General features: G+C 30.2%; 15 protein-coding genes. 1 reads left to right on the top strand and 14 read right to left on the bottom strand.

All coding sequences use genetic code 11. The features are described from left to right. Positions 1-735: 735 nt before the first annotated feature. From H3T96_RS02115 to H3T96_RS02080, 8 genes are all read right to left on the bottom strand, one after another. On the bottom strand, positions 736-1,578 hold the full coding sequence (locus H3T96_RS02115; protein ID WP_144093069.1) for a hypothetical protein: 843 nt from the start codon (positions 1,576-1,578) through the stop codon (positions 736-738). 92 nt (positions 1,579-1,670) lie between these two features. Further along, positions 1,671-3,131: a sialate O-acetylesterase gene (locus H3T96_RS02110; protein ID WP_144093071.1), complete on the bottom strand. Its 1,461-nt coding sequence runs from the start codon at positions 3,129-3,131 to the stop codon at positions 1,671-1,673. A gap of 216 nt (positions 3,132-3,347) precedes the next feature. Beyond that, positions 3,348-3,665, bottom strand: coding sequence for a hypothetical protein (locus tag H3T96_RS02105; RefSeq protein WP_086327775.1), 318 nt, complete (start codon positions 3,663-3,665; stop codon positions 3,348-3,350). A 708-nt stretch (positions 3,666-4,373) separates the two neighbouring features. Continuing rightward, on the bottom strand, positions 4,374-5,213 hold the full coding sequence (locus tag H3T96_RS02100) for a hypothetical protein (protein ID WP_144093073.1): 840 nt from the start codon (positions 5,211-5,213) through the stop codon (positions 4,374-4,376). A 567-nt stretch (positions 5,214-5,780) separates the two neighbouring features. Further along, positions 5,781-6,128, bottom strand: coding sequence for a DUF2570 domain-containing protein (locus H3T96_RS02095; RefSeq protein ID WP_144093075.1), 348 nt, complete (start codon positions 6,126-6,128; stop codon positions 5,781-5,783). Positions 6,129-6,148: 20 nt separating this feature from the next. Further along, the gene (locus H3T96_RS02090; protein ID WP_086336718.1) at positions 6,149-6,586 is read right to left on the bottom strand and encodes a lysozyme; all 438 of its coding nucleotides are present in this window, start codon (positions 6,584-6,586) and stop codon (positions 6,149-6,151) included. A 233-nt stretch (positions 6,587-6,819) separates the two neighbouring features. Beyond that, positions 6,820-7,128: a phage holin family protein gene (locus tag H3T96_RS02085; RefSeq protein WP_198226584.1), complete on the bottom strand. Its 309-nt coding sequence runs from the start codon at positions 7,126-7,128 to the stop codon at positions 6,820-6,822. 998 nt (positions 7,129-8,126) lie between these two features. Next, a complete protein-coding gene (locus tag H3T96_RS02080; protein ID WP_086327768.1) occupies positions 8,127-8,471 on the bottom strand; it encodes an antiterminator Q family protein in 345 nt (114 codons plus the stop codon). 317 nt (positions 8,472-8,788) lie between these two features. Here H3T96_RS02080 and H3T96_RS02075 point away from each other — a divergent pair, with 317 nt between their 5' ends. Next, positions 8,789-9,484, top strand: a complete 696-nt coding sequence (locus tag H3T96_RS02075; RefSeq protein WP_086325991.1) for a helix-turn-helix transcriptional regulator — start codon at positions 8,789-8,791, stop codon at positions 9,482-9,484. A 552-nt stretch (positions 9,485-10,036) separates the two neighbouring features. Here H3T96_RS02075 and H3T96_RS02070 read toward each other — a convergent pair. The 6 genes from H3T96_RS02070 to sohB form a co-directional block, all read right to left on the bottom strand. Continuing rightward, entirely contained in the window at positions 10,037-11,251 is a 1,215-nt protein-coding gene (locus tag H3T96_RS02070) for an MFS transporter (RefSeq protein WP_086325992.1), read from the bottom strand. A gap of 186 nt (positions 11,252-11,437) precedes the next feature. Continuing rightward, the gene (locus H3T96_RS02065; protein ID WP_144093077.1) at positions 11,438-13,456 is read right to left on the bottom strand and encodes a TonB-dependent receptor; all 2,019 of its coding nucleotides are present in this window, start codon (positions 13,454-13,456) and stop codon (positions 11,438-11,440) included. A gap of 210 nt (positions 13,457-13,666) precedes the next feature. Continuing rightward, the gene (locus H3T96_RS02060) at positions 13,667-15,268 is read right to left on the bottom strand and encodes a bifunctional aspartate transaminase/aspartate 4-decarboxylase (RefSeq protein WP_086301680.1); all 1,602 of its coding nucleotides are present in this window, start codon (positions 15,266-15,268) and stop codon (positions 13,667-13,669) included. Between the two features lie 28 nt (positions 15,269-15,296). Then, the gene (gene aspT / locus H3T96_RS02055; RefSeq protein WP_084390232.1) at positions 15,297-16,997 is read right to left on the bottom strand and encodes an aspartate-alanine antiporter; all 1,701 of its coding nucleotides are present in this window, start codon (positions 16,995-16,997) and stop codon (positions 15,297-15,299) included. Positions 16,998-17,431: 434 nt separating this feature from the next. Continuing rightward, positions 17,432-18,448: a hypothetical protein gene (locus H3T96_RS02050; RefSeq protein ID WP_086325995.1), complete on the bottom strand. Its 1,017-nt coding sequence runs from the start codon at positions 18,446-18,448 to the stop codon at positions 17,432-17,434. A gap of 230 nt (positions 18,449-18,678) precedes the next feature. Continuing rightward, positions 18,679-19,734, bottom strand: coding sequence for a protease SohB (sohB, locus tag H3T96_RS02045; protein WP_144093079.1), 1,056 nt, complete (start codon positions 19,732-19,734; stop codon positions 18,679-18,681). Positions 19,735-19,789: the final 55 nt, after the last annotated feature.

Here is a 19,789-nt window from a genome sequence, read left to right as displayed (position 1 = left end):
CTATTAAAATAGAGATAACAATTTTCGAAAATCTTTTACTTAACAAGTTCACTCCTAAAAATGTTACTACATAGTTTTTATTTGAATTATAGTAATAAACTGTTTTTTATAAATATTTTGTAACTATCCCCTAAAATAATACAGCAAAAAATTAGATAATTCTCTATGATATTTTTAAGGCGAATTTCAAGATTAAAAAATTATCAAAGTATACAAATTGTATCCTTTTTATAAGAGGTTAAAGATTTTAATATTTACATCCAATTAATTATTATAAAGATTGATCAACTTGATGGTCATCAAAATGATATTAACCTTTGATCTTTTGAATACTAACCAAGGTAAAACTATGAAAAACAGTTATTATTTAAAGAAATCAATAAATAATTGTACGATTTAAATTTTAACTAATATTATAAAAAAATGTGGATAGAATTATTCTTTATGTAAGAGATGATTTATAAAAAATAAATTTAAATGGCAAAATGAATCACTTTTTAATTAATATTTATTATAGAGTTAAATTATAAAGAAATGAATTTATAGCAATAAAACTGTAGTTTGTTTATAAACAATATAATTATTTTTATAAAAACTAGAGTTCAGTATATTTGAAAGGAATTAAAATGAGGGAAGATGGGAGGATTTTAGATAGGTAAATCATTAAAAGAGAATTAAGTGATAAAAAAGCCCATATCAACTATGGACTTTCAATGTTGGAAGTTAATTTACTTTTTATAGTAAACGTTCATATTTTGTGAAAATATCATGAATCTTATTTACATCTGTAGTAGTTAAATCTTCACGACTGAATGTCGCATACAATTTCATTGTTCCTCTAGAATTATCTTGTATTGTTCTATAACCCATCAAACGAGGACAAAACTTAGCTGTGGATTGTTGTGAGAGTTTTTTAGTTATTGTGAGTGTTTTATGTTTATATACCAATAAATCTTTATTAATATGAATAACATAGACTCCATCATTTTTTTGATTATCTTGACCTTTACTGATAGTATTATCTTTCTTACCCCATCTAAATATAACTCCGTCATGCCAATCAGCATCTCCAGCAGAAGCGAATGAATGTACATAATCTGAAGTATCTTCTCCACCCCATTCAAGCCCTCTAGTTGAAGCTTGAGACATAAGGAAAACTAGACATAGATTCGAATCAACATTCTTCATATCATACTCATAATGATCGTATAAAGAAACGTTATTATTAGCTTTAATCCCATTAACTGATATCTCTGGATCATTGTAAGAATCTAAATTATTATTTCCTATCACACTATACTTGATATGATTAATGTTTGGATGTTTTGATGAAAGATAAAATAATCCTTTACACTTTTGATCTAATCCTTCCTTTACTAAATCATTAATGAGTAATAATAGACATTGACTGTCTTGTCTCTCTGATTTTGTGATATAATCCTTATAAATTGCATAGGCTTTTTCAGTTACAGTGCTAATTGTATTAATATTACCATTATTATCACTACCATAATTAACAGCACCTAAATTATTTTTACTCCAATCGACATTTGCAACTTTAATTGCTAAACCTGACATAAAAAATCTCCATAATTTTTTGTTTATTAAAAGACTTGTTTGACTTACCATTCTTAATTCTAGTAATAAGTCATAATGAATTAATTTAGCTATTAACCTAAATAATATTGAAAAATGACACACCAACTATATAAATAGTAATCTTTCCCATCTATACTATAAACGACGTTATTATTATCTCGTAACTCACCAGCATTTCTTCCGTCAATATTTGAAAAACCATAATTAATTAAAAGATTAGCTGGGCTTTCTTTGCAAGTGATTTTAAGCGTATTACAATTATTACTGTTGTTGAGTAGTTCAACATTTTGAATAATATCCTCACCTGATGAGTTTTTTATAGAAAACCCTCTGTTTTTTAAATATTTATTCCTTGATAAATTTTCAGGCCATGCAAAAGTCAACCCTGTTTTATTAAATTTCAGATTTAAAACATTGCCGCTTATGGTGTGGGAAATTGGATGTAATGGCCGCCAGTCTTCACCCGACATTATTTTATTTAGAACATACCCGTAATATGCGCCTAGTAATTTAGAACTAGGTCCATCTATGTGCCATATATCTTGATATTTTAACTGATATATTGGTGTTGCTAGATAAAATCCACTATCCTGTTCAAGAGCTAACTCTAATTGTGCTAAAGCAACATCAGGATAAGGTGCGGCACCACCATAGGCATTAAACGAAGATGAAATTTGATAGGTAATAAAAGGCAGATTAGAATAGTCATCGCCAGTAATATTTTCAATTTTTTCAATTAAATCTGCCCGTAATTTTCTAAGAGCAGCTTTATAGCTATTTACACCACATTTATAATCGGCTTCACCTTGAGTGTAGGTTATTGCAATTAATCTGTATGATTTACCTTGTTCATCTGCAATTCGTTTACCATTCTCGACATCATTGATAATATTATTATAATCATTTGAGCCTTTAGACAAATTAAATATTGACATACCACCATGAGCACAATTTGAAGAAAGAATCACTTTATTTTTAAAATTACCTAGTTTAATCTCACGAATAAACATATCTGCAGTACCAGCAGATGGTGACTCATAATTAACTTCATTTTGTGATTCAATATGATTTACTAATGATTGATATTTATTATAGACAGCATAACGAGTTCGAATGCCATGATTAAACATTTTGGCATATTCAGAAAATGAAGTTTTAGTAAGTAGTGGTACGGAGTTAGATCCTTCCGCTAATGATTGACCATAAGCTATAATATGATTAATATCAGCAAGCCCTGAATCAATTGGATAAATTAATGTTCTCAACTTAGCAGCAAACAATCGATCAATATTAAATTCCGTATTACCATCCTTATCAATTTTAAAAGAAACATTGCCTTGTTCATCAGCAATAGTGAAGCCATCATTTTGAATATTATTAAATGAAAAAGTTGTTTTATTAACAAATTGAGCATAGTTTTCTTTATCTATTTTCAACGCATAATTATTACTATCTTTAGAATTATAAAAATTTTCTGGAATTAACTTTTCAGGATTCAATAAGTCATCCAATGAATCGTTTAAATTTACCATAATTGCTATTTGTCCTTTGTTATATATAAAAAAGCAAAATATAGTTATCCAATTACACAAAATATGTTATAAAAAAAACAAGCAAATAAACCTGTTTTACTTTTATTGAAATTTCAGATTTGAGAAAACTAAAATGAATAGTAGACACAACTATATGATTTGCTTTTAAAGTTTTAAATTATTTTTATTAGAAATTAGTGTTGAAAGTGTATATTGTTATAATTGATTTAAAATTACTTTCAATCTAGCAGCAAATTGACGATTGATTTTAAATTCCGTAAATCCTTTTTCATCAATTCTAAAAACAACATTACCTAACCTATCAATAATTGAAAAACCACTATTTTGAGTATCAGTAAATAAAGAGGGTTCTTTATTGGTAAAATGAAAATTACCGTCTTTGTCAATTTTTAAAACATAATCACCGTTACCATAACAGATATAATAACCATCCTCTTTTACATCATAAAAATTTTGTGGATTACAGTTTGTTTGATTTGAAAAATCGTTTAATGTTTCATTTACATTTGTCATATTATTTTTACCTTTGTTTTCCCATAAAAAATACAGCTAAATAATTAAATCCGATTTGTTATTACTTTTTACAAAAAATGAAGACAACATTTACCTGTACTATATTCGTACTCTTTTATATTTTTAAAACTGTTAGGTTAACGGTGCTTTGATGTATATAAATTATTTTTCAAAAAATGTAGATACTTCTAATTTAAAAATGAAAACTCTTAGAGTTTTTGATTGGTCATGCTTGCTTTGAGAAAAAGGGGGAAAATTATTATAATCATCCATTTTTATTAAATATAACTAAATTATAAACTATACCTACTTAAAAATAAGTAACACTATAATTCACTCAATATTTAACTATTAAATATAGATATCAATATATTTTCTTAAAATTTGGCTCACTTAGTGATTAGAATTGCTCTTTTAAAGAATTCGTAATAATTGTCTAATATATCCAACAACAATCACTAATATTAGTTGGTTAAATGTGTGGTAGATAAGTTGATATAAACTATTGTGGATATCCTCAAGAGATTTTTATAAAACGTCATAAAAATAAATTTTTTGACTCTATTTTTTATATAGCCCAAATAATACATAAAAATTTATTTGCTATATTTTAATCAATTAAATAGGTTAAAATATTTTTAACTATTTGTCTGTAAGAAAAAAGCCCATAATAATTTTGGGCTTTTAAATTTAAAATGAATTAACTAATTATAGGAACGGTTCAAATTCGGTAAAAATTTGTTGAATCTTATTAATTTCAGTTGAAGTTAAAGCATCTTCCCCAATTTTACCATTACTAAATGTAGCATACATTTTCATTGTACCATTACCTGGATTCTTTATTGTTTTATAATTTAATAATGATGGACAGAATTTAGCATATGACTGCGCAACCTGCTTAGTTAAATTAACGGCACCATGACGGTATTGTAATGAAGTTCCATTAACATGAATAACATAAACTCCGATAGGAGCTTGTGTATCTTCAGATTTTGCTACAGCAGAATAACGAGAGCCACTATTCCATTTAAATATAGCATCTTCGAAGTAATCTGCATTACCCGCAGAAGAAAAAGCATGTATATGATTCACTTCATCTTCGCCCCCCCAGTCAAATCCACCTTTAGAAGGTTCTGACATCATAAACACCAAACATAAATCATTTTTTAAACCATCAATTTCTTGGTGATCATAAAGATCTGCACGACTTTCAATCTTCGTTCCGTTATATAGAACTGTTGGATAATCTGTATATCGATCTATAACATTTTCACCAATTATACTATACTTAATATGCTCAAAGTTATTTTCAGGTGATGCTAGATAAAACAAACCTGTACATTTTTTATGCAAACCTTCTGAGACTAACTTATCAATAAACGCTGCTAAAGCTATATTGTGTGGACGAGGGTTTGCTTGATTACTTGTATGACCTGTTTTGAGAATGTATTCCCTATAAATTTTATAAGCTTCTAAACTAACCATATTTTCAATATTAGCAAAGCAACTTGATGAATTTTTTTGAATTAAATCTTGTGAATTTGACATAAACTTTCTCCATTTTTAAAAAAATTTAAATTAAAAAGATATTTGCGTTTAACTTTGAACTAAAGTTTATTGCGCAATGTTTTACTACTGTTATTACTCAAGGTAATAATCGAAATTGCTGACTGATTGGTAAATTTCAGTCAGCTCTATCGATAGGGTAGATAACGAGATTGTTATTGCACAATTCGTTACTAGGCTCTCTTTTGTTGAGAAAAGAAGATTTAAATAGATTATTAGCCAAAATGAGATTATTCGGCTTCAATTACAGTTTCTATGGGATAAGAAATTGTACTGATTAATTAGATTAGATTAGATTAATTTACTTTGTGAAGAATGCTGAAATAAGTTTTAACATTTATTCATATTTGACATAGTGATATCATCACAGAAAAATATTAATTATTAAAAATGGTCAAGATAGTATAACTATTTTAATAAATAGACTTGTTTAAAGCTCTAATGGATTGTTTATCTTGATTGCATTTTTCAATAACATTTAATAAATGCTCGTTATATTTAATACTACCAGCAAATGTTAATGGTTTAGGCGGTAATAATGGTAGACAATCAGTTAACAGATTTTCGGATATCGGTTGATTGACGTATACCTTTCGCTCTTTCGTACAACCTGTTAGCAATATCATCAGGAACATACTCATTAGCGCAATTGTTATTTTTAAGTAAATCATCGAGTTTTTCCTGCATTTGTAATGATTGGTTTTCAAGATTTCTTTTTGTTAGTTCATTATTGGCAATAATTTGATTATCAATTATATTTTTTTGTTCAAGTTGAAAAAGCTTACTCGTTAACTCTTGTACTTGAGCATGTCTTTCTTTCGAGATACGAACCTCTTCGATATACTTATAAAATAACGCTAGCCAAAGAAAGATAAAAATGCCAATAAATTTATTCATTTTTTCTATCCTATTAATTATTATTTATTAAATAGGTTCTTTTCTGCTTTCCTGCGATTTGTTAAGCCCGTAGAAAATTGTTTGATGCCATCAACCGTAATTTTATTCCAACGTTCGAACTCATTTGAAGCGCCAATATAATTACCCATATTCAATTTTGCCAACAGTGTCGATTGATTAAATGCTAAAACACCTACATTAAAGACAAAAGAGCATAATGCATCATATTGATTTTGATTCAGTTCGACTTTAACCAATTGATTAATTGACTGCTCAATAAAATAGAGATCTTGTACTAAAAAACAATCAGCCTGAGAATTACTGATTATGTCTTTATCTTTAACATTTTTAGTATGACCATAACCAATAGTCCATATACCAGCTTGACATTTATATGCTTCTAATTTTAGACCTTCAAAGCTTTTTATCAGATCGATACCTTCTTGACTAATATTCATTTATTTTCCTTATGTTTGATAATTTTTGAGTGATTCGTTAAATAAGAAGTTTATTTTGATAATGAATGGAAACTAAAAAAGACTTAGATTGGTTCATATAAAGATAAGTAATGATTAAAATTGACTTTTTAAGTAATGTTAAAAAACACCATTTTTTAATAACTCTAAAGACAACTTTTATATAAATTTATTAGCGGATAAATTTGTATTAGTAAAACATTTTAATTAATAATTTATTGTTTATTATTAATTTGTTTTATTAATTTTTCTTCAAGAACTTTAATTAAATTAGCACCTGACCAACCAGCTAAACCAGCAATACCTCCCGCTACTTCAAATGCCCAATTAAAATAACTTGCAATAAAGATAACCAAAGCACCAGCAAAAATAGATATAAAAATTTGAGCGATAAGTGTCCATAGAAAGAATTTATTACCATTGAGTAAATGGTAACAATAACTGGCTAATGAGCCTAAAAAAGTGATAAAAAATAAATAGACAATGACTGTCCAATTTATGTTGTCTGGATCTTTTATTGGCATATTATTTGACCCTTTTACGTATTTAAATTTTAATAGTTAAAAAGAATATAAATTAAGATTCCACTAATATGAAAACTAAATTTCTATATTAATAGGCTATTAATTAAGGTTCATGATGTGATGAGTGAATGATTTTTTTGACTAGCAGTATTTAGAATTTATCCTTTATTGAACGTTTTATTTTTTATTAATATTCTAGATTTATCATGAACATTAATAAATTTATTAGTTATATTATTTGGAGATTCAGTTATGTTTTATTAGTAAATTATTTTAATATTAATTAGCCATGTTATTTTTCAAAAATAGAAAAGTTTATTAATAAACATAAATCTTGTATTACCATTCTTGGTTTTAATTTTTGCAACTTATAAGATTTAAAAGTTTATATTCGTCAATGAGTATCAATATTTATAAACGGTTGTTATGAAAAATCACAATAAAATTGAAATGGGTTAATTATAATAAAAGAATCGATAAATTTTGAGTATTGTTTTAGACATATTAATCAATACTAACTTTATGGTTTCTAGAACTAATTTTATAAAAATAATTTTTTTGGAAATAAAAAAGCCCAACTAGTTTTAGTTGGGCTTTGTTTGCATGCATATTAAATTGCATTATGGGGTAATTATATATGCTAATTTGCGCAATGTCAATAGGTTAATATGATTTATCTTTAGAAAGCCAAATATAATCGTCAATTAAACTAACAAGACTAATAAAAGACTCAAATGTTGTTATGAAAAAATTTGTTTATGGTTTTTATTTATTCATCAAATAAAATATTTTTCAAATAATAAATAATTAAAACACCCCACCATTCAAAGTTAATAAACTTTAGTTTAAAAATAATATTATTGATTATTTCATTCTTTTTTGTCAGATATTAGCGATAATTAAAATTTGTCTAGAAACAACAAAGCCTAGCGATTTTTAGCTAGGCTTTATTTAAATATAAATTACTAATTTGCGCGGTGCTCTGCATTTGATCTAACTTATTTGAAAAATGGGTAAATGTAACCACCAATAAAACTTTCTGCTTGATTGAGTATATTAATAATATCATGAGGACGTTTACCTATAACTTTAGCTTGTGCATTACATGAGACATTTTTTAAATAGTAAGTCATTAAAACAGTCCATTGAACAAGATTGTATTCTTTTAAATTTAAAATAGCTTTATCCACTATTTCTGCTTCTTCCTCTGTCAGGTATTGGCGATAATCAAAACTTCTAGCAGCACCAGTAACAACAGCTGATTGTGAAGGATACTCAGTTCCGATACGTTTAAGTACACGAGTATTTTTCCATGCTGTTAAAATCTCTTTAGTCTCTTTCATTGTTACCTCTTATAATTAATGCTTTTATTTTATTATCTATAGGTTTTATAGTTATTTTTCTTATAAGAATTTAATTTGCTTTATATCCCAAAAAACCATTTAGACATTCGTTTAAATTGCTCACTAAATTTCACGGCTATTTTTTGGTTATTGTTGAAAAAGAAATTATAAGTTATCTTCTAATCGGCGACTTATTTTTGATAACTTATGTTTTCAACATTATAACCAATATTATCGAACCAATCAATAACTATTGTTATTTGATGCGTGATAACTTAAATTATATACTTACAACATAAAAACCATGAGATAACGATATGAATACCTTTACTGATAGAATTAATTGGGCTTTAGAAGCATCAGGCATGTCTCAGCATCAACTTGCTGAAATGGTAAAAATTAGTCAACCAGCCATTCAAAAACTTATTTCTGGTAAATCCAGCACATCCCGTAAAATTATTGAGATTGCTTCTGCTTTGAACGTTGATCTCCTTTGGTTAACGAAAGGAATTGGCAAACCTGATATAGGTAAAAACTTGTCTAATGCAAAAATAGTGGGAACGATGGATGAATGGGATAGTAAAACACCACTTAATGATGACGAAATTGAAGTACCATTTTATAAAGATGTCAGATTATCTGCTGGAGATGGTTTTGCTGATGATATTGAAGATTACAATGGTTATCAATTACGCATGTCGCGTTCAACCATGCGTAGATATGGTATTGATAAAAACTGCACGGTCTGTTTAACTGTTTATGGAGATAGTATGGAGCCAGTTTTTCAAGATGGAGCAACGGTTGCTATTGACCAAGCTGATACCAATATTCGCGATGGTAAAATTTATGCTATTAATCACTCTGGTTTACTAAGAATTAAAATACTTGAAAGATTGCCCAATAACCTAATCAAAATCAGAAGTTACAATCCTGATTATGAAGATGAAGTTATCTCACAAGATGAAATTAATATCTTAGGACGTGTGTGGTGGCAATCATCAATACTCATTTAATTGGTCTATTCATCATACAGATCTATATGTTGATTTATATTCATTAAGCTTGTTATGGTGCTACCTCTAAAACGCATGGCATTAATGTCTGATGATGCTTATTAAGCCCTTAGATGGGCTTTTCTTATACTACATTTTCGCTTAACTCGGTTAAATACGATAACTTTTTCATAACTTAAATTCTCAATCGATAACTTATATTATTGACAATAATGATAACTTATATTATCATTATTGCATCAAAACCAATCGAGTTAACAGAGTCATTAAACAATACTACGAGTTATTTAGTGGGTTAATAAGATTCAAGTAGCTAGCAGGGGCTTATGAACATACTGCGGTTTTGATGAACGTCTTAGGCATGACGTTAAACGGTCTAATTGGCTGTTTTGATTCGATAACAATTAAAACAGCCAGTTTAACTTCCAATGAGCAAATAAAACGCAACTGTTTTAGGGATATGAGTTGTTACAAAGACAGGGAATGGTACATCATCTGCCCCGCTAGTCGGGGCTTTTTTGAAAAATGATGATTAAACAATTCATTATTATTTTAATTTTTTATCACTTTACTTGCATAAATCCCATTGAAAAATGCAAGTGCTATTGAACCAATGACAACAGGAAAATAACCAAAATTTTGTGCAAGATAATAACTTAATGATATTACCGCAAATCCACAAAAGTAACTTGGTGCCAATTGGGCATTCCAAGCAGTGGAACGAGCCTGTGAGCTATCCGAATTGTCCATGATAATGGCAGTAATCGCTATCGACATTAAAGGTAAACTAAAGAAATAAAGAAAACAGGCTAAATAGACACTAAATACATTCACATATCCTAACGAAATCGGTATAAATGATAGTAAACAAAAAGCATGACAAAGCAACGAATAGACTAGACTCTGTTTTCTTGTTAAACGTTTTAGGATTTTTGAAATTAACACAACTGCCACTAAGCTCACAATTGAGCCAAATACTTTTAATAAAATAGCAATATCTGGCAACGACCAACCATCATCAACAAGTATTGGCGATAATAGATTATAAGCGGGGAGGAAACTAAACGGCATAAGTATTAAGATAATTAACCAATTTATTTTACCTTTCCAAATGGTAATCAGATTTTTCCAATATTGAGGATCATTACTTTCGGCAATAGGCTGATTTTGGCTGTAACGGTACTCTTCAAAAAAGAAAAGTTGAATTAATGTAAAACCCACTAAAACAGTAATCAATAATAAGCACCACATCCAACCAATATAAGCATAAAGTAGCAATATCACACCGCCACCTAGAATATTACCGATCATTGAACCACTCGTCTTGATACTTGAAATAAGATAACGCTGCTCGGCTAAAAAAATATTACAGGCCAATCCGGATATGGCTAATTCTTGAGTAGCTGTCATTATCGAAAAAATAAAGACAATGGGTAGAATGATGTAAAATTGTTTAATAGGATCTAGGAAAGCGATATTCATCAGACAAATTAACATAAAGGTTAAAGAGATGATTAACCAATTACGATAATGAGATAATCGTCTTTTTAAATATTTATCAACAATAGGTGCCCATAAAATTTTCAACCCTATTGGTAACATCATTAAAGGAATCAGACTTAATTGGTTTAACTCCATGCCATCTTTCCTTAAGATTAATGCTAAGGCGATGGTCAAAAAACCAGTACCCACATATTCTGTAATATAAAGGCTTACAAATAATAACCAAACATTTTTGGGCAATTTAATAGTTGCTTTGTCATTCATTTATTCATTTTTCCTTTTGAAGTACTAACTTTGTGTTCCTAACATATTTATTAATATAATTATTTAATAGTAAAAAAATATTTTAATAACCCATTACCACCCATGATTTGGTAAATTTAAAACAATCTGTTTTGTGAAACTAAAACAAATTTAAATCTTTCATAAATGTAATATTTAACTAATTTATCAATAGTTTATTTGCGCAGAAATACCTACTTGTCGTGGTTGCTGATAAGTACTATAACGAGAAGATGAAGACATAAGGCTTATTTTGTCATGAGAATTGAAAACATTATCAGCATAAAGCATAATTCGACCTTGTTTGAAGTTATATGCTAAATAAGCATTTGCTTGATAATAACTATCAATTTTAGATGCCTTATTATTTGATGCATCAGTAAAGTAACTATCCACAAACGATGCATTTAATCCAGTTTCCAATCCATATGGTAGGTTATAATAACCGCCTAAATTAAAGGTATAATCAGGAGCTCGTGTTAACTTATTACCGTTATAACTTTTACTATCACTGTATTTTTTTATTTTGGTTTTAAGTAAGCCCAAACTGGTGGTTAAATTTAAATTTTGTGTTGCTTGCCACTCAATATTAAATTCTGCACCATAAGTTATAGCTTTATCGGCATTAGCAATAGTGATACCGAGTGGATGAGAATACTCAATTTGCATATCTTTATAGTCGTTATAGAAAATATTAGTATTAATTTTTAAACGTTTATCGTCTGAAAGCCAGCGGTGATAAAGTTCATAGTTCCAAAGATATTCAGTACCATAACTGTATGTGGAAAAAGGATATGTAAATGTAATTCCAGCCCCTCCTGGATTATAACCACGAGCAATTTTAGCGCCAATACGCTGGTCATCACTGATTAGATAAGCAATATCAAATTTCGGTAAGAAAACATTTGTTTTATTATCATAATTTAAAAGAAATAAGCTACCACCTTTGCGGGTATGTTTTTCTTGCTCATAACGAGCTGATAGATTAACTTCGATAACTTCAATTGGTTTAAAGGTAAACTCCCCTAAAACCGCTTTAGTTTTAGTAACATCATGATAACGGTTGCGGACTCCTAATAAAATACTGTCATCTTGTGGTGACTGAAAATAAAATAGACCCAATAAACCTTTATACGTACCATTGTTGTATCTTAAAATTGGTTGAACTTGCCATTTGTGCCCCTCAACTCTTGATGGTGCTCCAGAAGGCAGAGAAAAACGGTCATGAATATAATTTGAATAAACAACTTTATTTTCAAATTCCCATGTATCATTAAATTGATAACCTGCATCCCAAATTGTGCTTGAAGTCCGAATTTTGAATACAGAGCGATAGGTATCATAATTTGTTGTTGGTTTAAACTCACCCTGAGGATTTCGTGAATCTACATGTTTAAAGGTTAAACGGCTATAAAAATCTGGCACAGCTGAAGGTAACCAAAGTAATTTAGCCTTAGTTGTGGTGGCTTTAAATTTCCTTGAATCACCTGCTGGATGATAATTTGCTAAATGTTCATAAGATTTACGACGTTGATCATCAACCGTAAAACGAAAGAGTAATTGCTCATCAACTAATGGACCAGACAGCATGGCAGCAAATTGACGTTTATTTTGATTACCATAATCCGTTTTTGCTGCCGCTTCAAATTTATTGATGGGATCATTACTTTGCATAACAATAGCACCAGCTATAGAATTACGTCCTTGAGCATAACTTTGTGGTCCACGATAAACTTCGACTTGCTTGATATCCCATAGCGATTTAGTTGCGAACGCTAATTCATCATAATTAGAATTATCACTATCAACTTGTACATTAACTCTAGGGCGAGCACCCGCTAAAAAAGATATTGCACCATGAGCTGATGAGCCCTCAACACCTCGAATTGTGGGTAATTGATTGCCTAATCCGGTTTCTAATATATTGGAAGTTTGTTTAAGTACAGTTGTTAGAGAGTAAAGATCGGGACGTCTTTCGATATCCTTATTGGTTATAACACTTAAACTTGAACTCGTTTGTAATTCACTACGTTGCACCCCTTCACCAATAACAGTGATTGTGTCCAATTTATCTTTTTCACTATCTTCCTTGATATCTTTGATATTACTTTCAGCAAGAACAATAGAACTATAACAGCTCATAAGGCACAAACTAAATAGACTAAATTTTGCAGTTATTTTTTTCATCCGAACACGCTACAATTGATAATGATTTTCATTTACAATCTTATAGACTAAAAAATAAGCTGTCAAATAACTAATTAGAATTAAAAAACAATATTAAATTAATTTGTTTTTAGTCAATTTAAATAAATAAGATTTATACTAACTAATCAATTAGAATAAAAAAACCCTAGATAAACTAGGGTTTTATAAGTAATCAGATTAAATGATTAACTATTTTTTCTTTGCTTTACTTTTGTACTCATCATAATACTCTTGTGCAAGTTTACGCATTGACAAGCCAATCGCTGCATATTGATATTCATTTAAATTCGCTAAAGATGCACGAGCAGAAGGATGTTGCACAGCAAAACCTTTACCAGGTAATAAAACGACTCCAGCTTCATCAGCTATTCTAAATAACATTTCAGACGGATTTTTATTTTTTAAGATCCATTTAGCAAATTTATCGTCATATAATTCACGACAAATATGTTCAAGATCAATTAAAGTATAATAATCAACACTATTTTTATCCACAGTGTGTTTAAGGCCTAAATGTTGATAAAGAGACGCAGCACGACGACGGATCAATGATTTTAATGCAGCTTTGTAACTTTGATCGGTATCAATCATTTCGCATAATGCAAATAAAACCATCTGCACTTGTTGTGGTGTTGAAAGTCCAGCTGTGTGATTTAACGCAACAGCTCGGCTATCTGCAACTAAACGATCAATAAATTTAAGATTTTCGGGTTCAGTTACAATTGAGCTATAACGTTTATTTAAGACTTGCTTGGTTTTGCTAGGCAATGCTTTAATTTTTCTATCTAAAACATTATCTTTTGTTGTTGCAATAACACCCAAACGCCATCCTGTAGCCCCAAAATATTTAGAAAATGAATAGACTAAAATGGTATTTTTAGGACAAATCGCAAATAAAGATTGGAAATCATCAGCAAAGGTACCATAAACGTCATCGGTTAATATAATAAGATCTGGGCGTTTTTTAACAATATCAGCAATGATTTTTAATCCTTTATCATCTATTTTTACGGATGGTGGATTGGAAGGGTTGACCAAAAAGAATGCTTTTATAGAGGGATCTTCAAGTTTACGCAATTCTGACTCTGGATACTGCCAATTAGCATCAGGATCAGAGTTGATCAACACCTCAACCAATTGATAATCGTTTAGTTCTGGGATTTCAAGATAAGGTGTAAAGATCGGAGCACCAATGGCAATTTTATCCCCTTTTTGGATTAAATTATTTTCTTTCATAGAATTAAAGATATATGCCATAGCGGCGGTACCGCCCTCAACAGCAAACAAGTCAAGATCATCTCGATCAAGGTATTGGGCGCCCATCTGCTGTAGAACATAAGATTTTACCACTTCTTCGCTAAAACGGAGCATCCTATCAGGAACAGGATAGTTACAACCTAAAATGCCTTCAACCATCTCTTGTAAAAAAGCATTTTCATCAAGCCCAAGTTGATCACGAATATAAGAAAACGCTTTACCTAAAAACGAAACGCCTTCTTTATTATAATTTTGGCGAATAAAATGTTCAAAGCGCCCTGTTAATCCCGCTTTAATTGGAAATCCGCCAACCCCCTCATTTAGATAAGAATAAGACATTTCAGATTCTTGCGTTGCAAAGATCCCTAATTGGAAAAATGCTTGTCTTGGCCAAATGGCTAAAAAGTTAGGGTTACCTCGACCTGCATTTAACATGGCTCGATCAGCATGGCTTTGTGCCAGTTTAATTAAGTTATCTTTTAACTCAAAAGGACTTAAATTAGCGTACTTAGCATATTGTGTTTGGTTCTTCATATTCTGTATCCTTAAAGTAAGATTGTAATTAAACAAAGGCCACAACCAATGGTCCTAATAAAGTCAGGAAGACATTAGCCAAAGCATAAGTGATAGCAAAAGAGTTTGTTGGTGTAGAGTTACCCGCTTTGTTAAGAACTTCACCAAAAGCAGGATTAGCGCTACGAGCTCCAGCTAGAGCACCAGCAAATACAGCAGCATTTTTGTAACCAAGAATATATTTACCAAAGTAAATTGCGAGTAACATTGGTAACACTGTGACCACAACACCAATTAAGAATAATGACAATCCTTGTTCGCGAATAGTATTGATAGCTTGCAGGCCTGAACTTAACCCTACTACCGCAACAAAGCCAGCTAAACCAAAATCTTTTAACAATTGCACCGCACCGGTTGGAATATTACCAATAGTTTGATGAAGTGAACGGAACCAACCGAATAACAAACCTGAAAGCAACGCCCCACCACCAGCACCTAAGGTAATTGGAATATCACTAACACGGATAACAATTAAACCAATTATCAGACCAACTACTAAACCTAAACCATGGAATATCCAGTCTGTTTTTTCGCTTTTTGTGATTGGTGCACCGATTTTATCAATCACACGACGAAGATCACTATCGGTACCATAGATGGTGATTACATCACCTAATTTGAAATGAAAATCGTTATTAAGCGGCAGTGTTTGTCCATCACGATGGATAGCGACAAGATAGATGCCATGTTTTAATTGCATTACTTCATCAGATGATAACACTTGTGATAAACTTTGACCGACATAACGAGAGTTACGCATTTCAACATCTTGTGTATTCATCACAACATCCATACCTGAAGCAGAATCCACTTCCGAACCAAGAAGATCGTTGGCCTGTATCATGGCATCACGGTGACCGACCACCAAAATGATATCTTTAGCTTTTATTAAGGTATCAGGTGATGCTTCCAAAATTTTATTGCCACGTTTGATACGTTCAATACTAATACCATTAACTGTTTTTTCGATATCAGACACGCTTTGGTTAATCTTATTAGTGACACGATATAATCGACCACTAATATCGGATAAAGCAAAATTTTGGTTAGCACCTAATAATAGCGAACCATGAAGCTGTTCAGCTTGAGCTTTAATAGCATCATCGCCAATATCTCGCCCCATTATTTTTGGTAAAATATTAACACAGATGATGATCGCACCGAGTGAACCAAAAATATAAGTTACCGCATAACCAATGGTAACATTACCTTGTAATCGGCTAAGTTCTTCAGGACTAACACCTAATTGAGTTAATGCATCAGACGCTGTACCCATAATGGCCGATTGTGTTAAACCACCTGCCGCTAAACCTGCTGCAAGCCCTTTATCTAAATGAAATACTTTGGCAAGCACAACTACAGTAATTAGACCTGCAACCGCAATAAAAAGTGCTAAAAAAATTTCACGAAGTGTTTTAACACCTAATGAACGGAAAAATTGTGGACCACTTTCAAATCCAACCGCATAAATAAACAGAGCAAAAAGAACGGCTTTAACGCCAGCATCAACGGTAACGCCAAAAACACTTAAAGCAACAGCAACTAATAACGATCCTGCTACGCCACCTAGTTGAAATTTACCAATCCGAATACCACCGATTAAATACCCTAAACTTAATGATAAAAACAAAAGTATTTCTGGTGAGTGTTTGAGTCCATCTAAAATCCAGTTAAAAAGCCATTGAAACATAATAATTGTCCTCAAGCGCTATGATTAATGATTTATAGAAAAGATAAATAAAGGAATGGAACGATATTCATGGGAATGTATGAATATGAACATATATTAAACTTCAATGCAAAGAATAGAAAGTCAATTTTAACGATTAATATTATTGCTAGAAAATAACAAAATCCTTAGAAAAAATGAGATGAATAAATACGAAGAGATATTGAACTTAAAAATAGTCAATATTCATTGATATACATATTCGATTACCAAAATTTTAAAGAAAAGGATGACTAATTTATAGGGCGGTAAATAGAACAAAATATTTTATTTAATAATAAAGATTTTATTTGTTTAATAATTATTCAGGTTTGAATTTGAGCATTATAAACAATAAAAAACCCGCAGAAGCGGGTTATTTTTAAATGATTGAATAAACAATTATTGCATAAATGTTATTCTAGACCCGATTTAAAATACTTAGCTAATAGAGCATTTAATGTTGATAGTTTCTTGATTTTAGCAATAGTTTTTGAATCTATTTTCTTTTCCACATTTTTTCGTGAACCATAAAATCTTACTTTCACATCATTTTTATCATTAAGTGAATTGACATAAGATACAAATTGATTATTTAGAATAAATTTAGTCCACTCATATACAGTGGTTCCACTTTTACTTTTGAAAGTTAAGTCACTGGATGGTTCATATATATTATCGTTTTGTAATATTTTAAAATTATCAATGAATAATCGATCTTTGTTGCTCAATATGGCAGTAACGGTTGTAGTATATAATTTTTCTTTAAAAATAAAGGTTTCTATACTCAAAGGTTCGCTTTTTAACTCGATCTTAATAAGATTATTTTGAGAATTATAGGTAAAATTTATCTTATCAGTACTAATAATATCAAGGAATTGATATAAATCATTTGGATTAGTTATTTTTTCTGATAGGGATAAAAGCCCATTAAGGTTAGCATTGTTTAATCTTAGACCATTTGAAAATGTGATGATATAAATATCTTTCAATTTTGGATCTGTTTCTACCTTAGCCACGTATAAATCGTCTATATTAGGAAATTTAATTTCTTTTAACTTCTCAATCTCATCTAATCGTTTTTGATAATTTTTTACACTCACTATCTGATCATAAGAATTGAGGTCATTAAGATAAAGAACTTCTCCATTTTTCAAAACTATCTTAAAGTAAACTTTATTTCCAACTTTGACCTCTTTGTCCAAATAACCTTCCATTCCGTTATATTTTTTGTAAGAAGGATAAAATAGTGAACGTGAATTTGGTTCAGAATATAACCCACTGTATTTTTTTAGGTTAATAGCATCAGCGGAATATTGATCAAAAACAAAAATATCTTTATCTACTGGATTATATTTTTCTTTTTTGATTGCGGATGAAGAAAATGAAACAACACTTAATATAAGAAACAAACAACAAAAAACCTTTTTCATACCATTATTATCCTTAACCTTTTTATTTTTTGGTAATAGTATGTTATTTAAGCTTTTTTGGCAATAAAAAATCCCATTCCTATCCAGAATTTTGAATGAATAGATAAAAAAGATAATGGTCGGTAATATTTTTTATTAGTGAAGTTTAAGTAAGCCGTTATGAGAGCTGAAATATTTACTTATATTTAATGAATAAACCTCTTAATTTTACAGAATAAAGAAAAGGGCTATTAAAGCCCATTTCCTTGTCTAAACAATAATCTTTCAACATTTTTGACCACATTTTTAGAGATTCTTTCAGACAGCTTTTGTTTACGTTGAAAACTGACTGAGATAATTTTATGGGTATCAAGATGCGATAAAATAAAATCATCACTGGTGCTGATTTCGTCCACTAAGCCTTTATCTTTTGCTTGGGCTGCAAACCAGTGTTCGCCTGTTGCTACTTGCTCAATATCAACATTAGGACGATACTCTTTAACAAAATCTTTGAATAATAGATGAGTCTCTTCTAATTCTTGCTTAAATTTCTGACGTCCTTCATCAGTGTTTTCACCAAACATCGTCAATGTACGTTTGTATTCACCGGCTGTTTGTAGTTCGATATCGACATCATGTTTTTTAAGTAAGCGGTTAAAGTTTGGAATTTGAGCAACCACACCAATTGAGCCCACAATAGCAAACGGCGCAGCAACAATTTTATTGGCGGTACACGCCATCATATAACCGCCACTTGCTGCCACTTTATCAACAACAGCAGTAAAAGGAATATTACGCGTTCTAAAACGTAATAATTGTGAAGCAGCTAATCCATAACCGTGAACAACACCACCAGGACTTTCTAATTTAATGACGACTTGATCTTCTGGTTTGATAATAGCAAGAACAGCTGTGATCTCTTGACGTAACTCTTCAACCTCATGTGCATCCATACTACCGTTAAATGATAAAACAAACAGCTTAGGTTTAGCACCAGCAACTTGGTTACTACTTTTATCCTGTTTCTGTTTTTGTTTGACGGCTAATTTTGCCTGTTTTTTCTCAAGTTTTTTCTGTTTTTTAAGATCTTTCGTATATTGCTTAGCTTCAAGTTCATCCATACTCGACATCAATATATCATCTTTAATTTGCTCATATTCCTGACTAATGTCTTTAACAGATAAACGCCCCGCAACAATTGATAATTTGCGACGTTGACTTAATATAAAAATAAGAATGGACAAAATAGCAATTACTACTGTTGCTGTTTCTGCCAAGAAGAGAGCATACTGTGAAAACCAATTCATTTAACAATTTTCCTTTGATTGAATGTATTGCATTATTATAACAATATAATTAAGA

The organism is Gilliamella sp. W8136, from assembly GCF_016101285.1.
Taxonomy (GTDB): Bacteria; Pseudomonadota; Gammaproteobacteria; order Enterobacterales; family Orbaceae; genus Gilliamella; species Gilliamella apicola_N.
The sequence above is the reverse complement of the archived record's forward strand: the minus strand, read 5'-3'. Positions and strand labels throughout refer to the sequence as shown.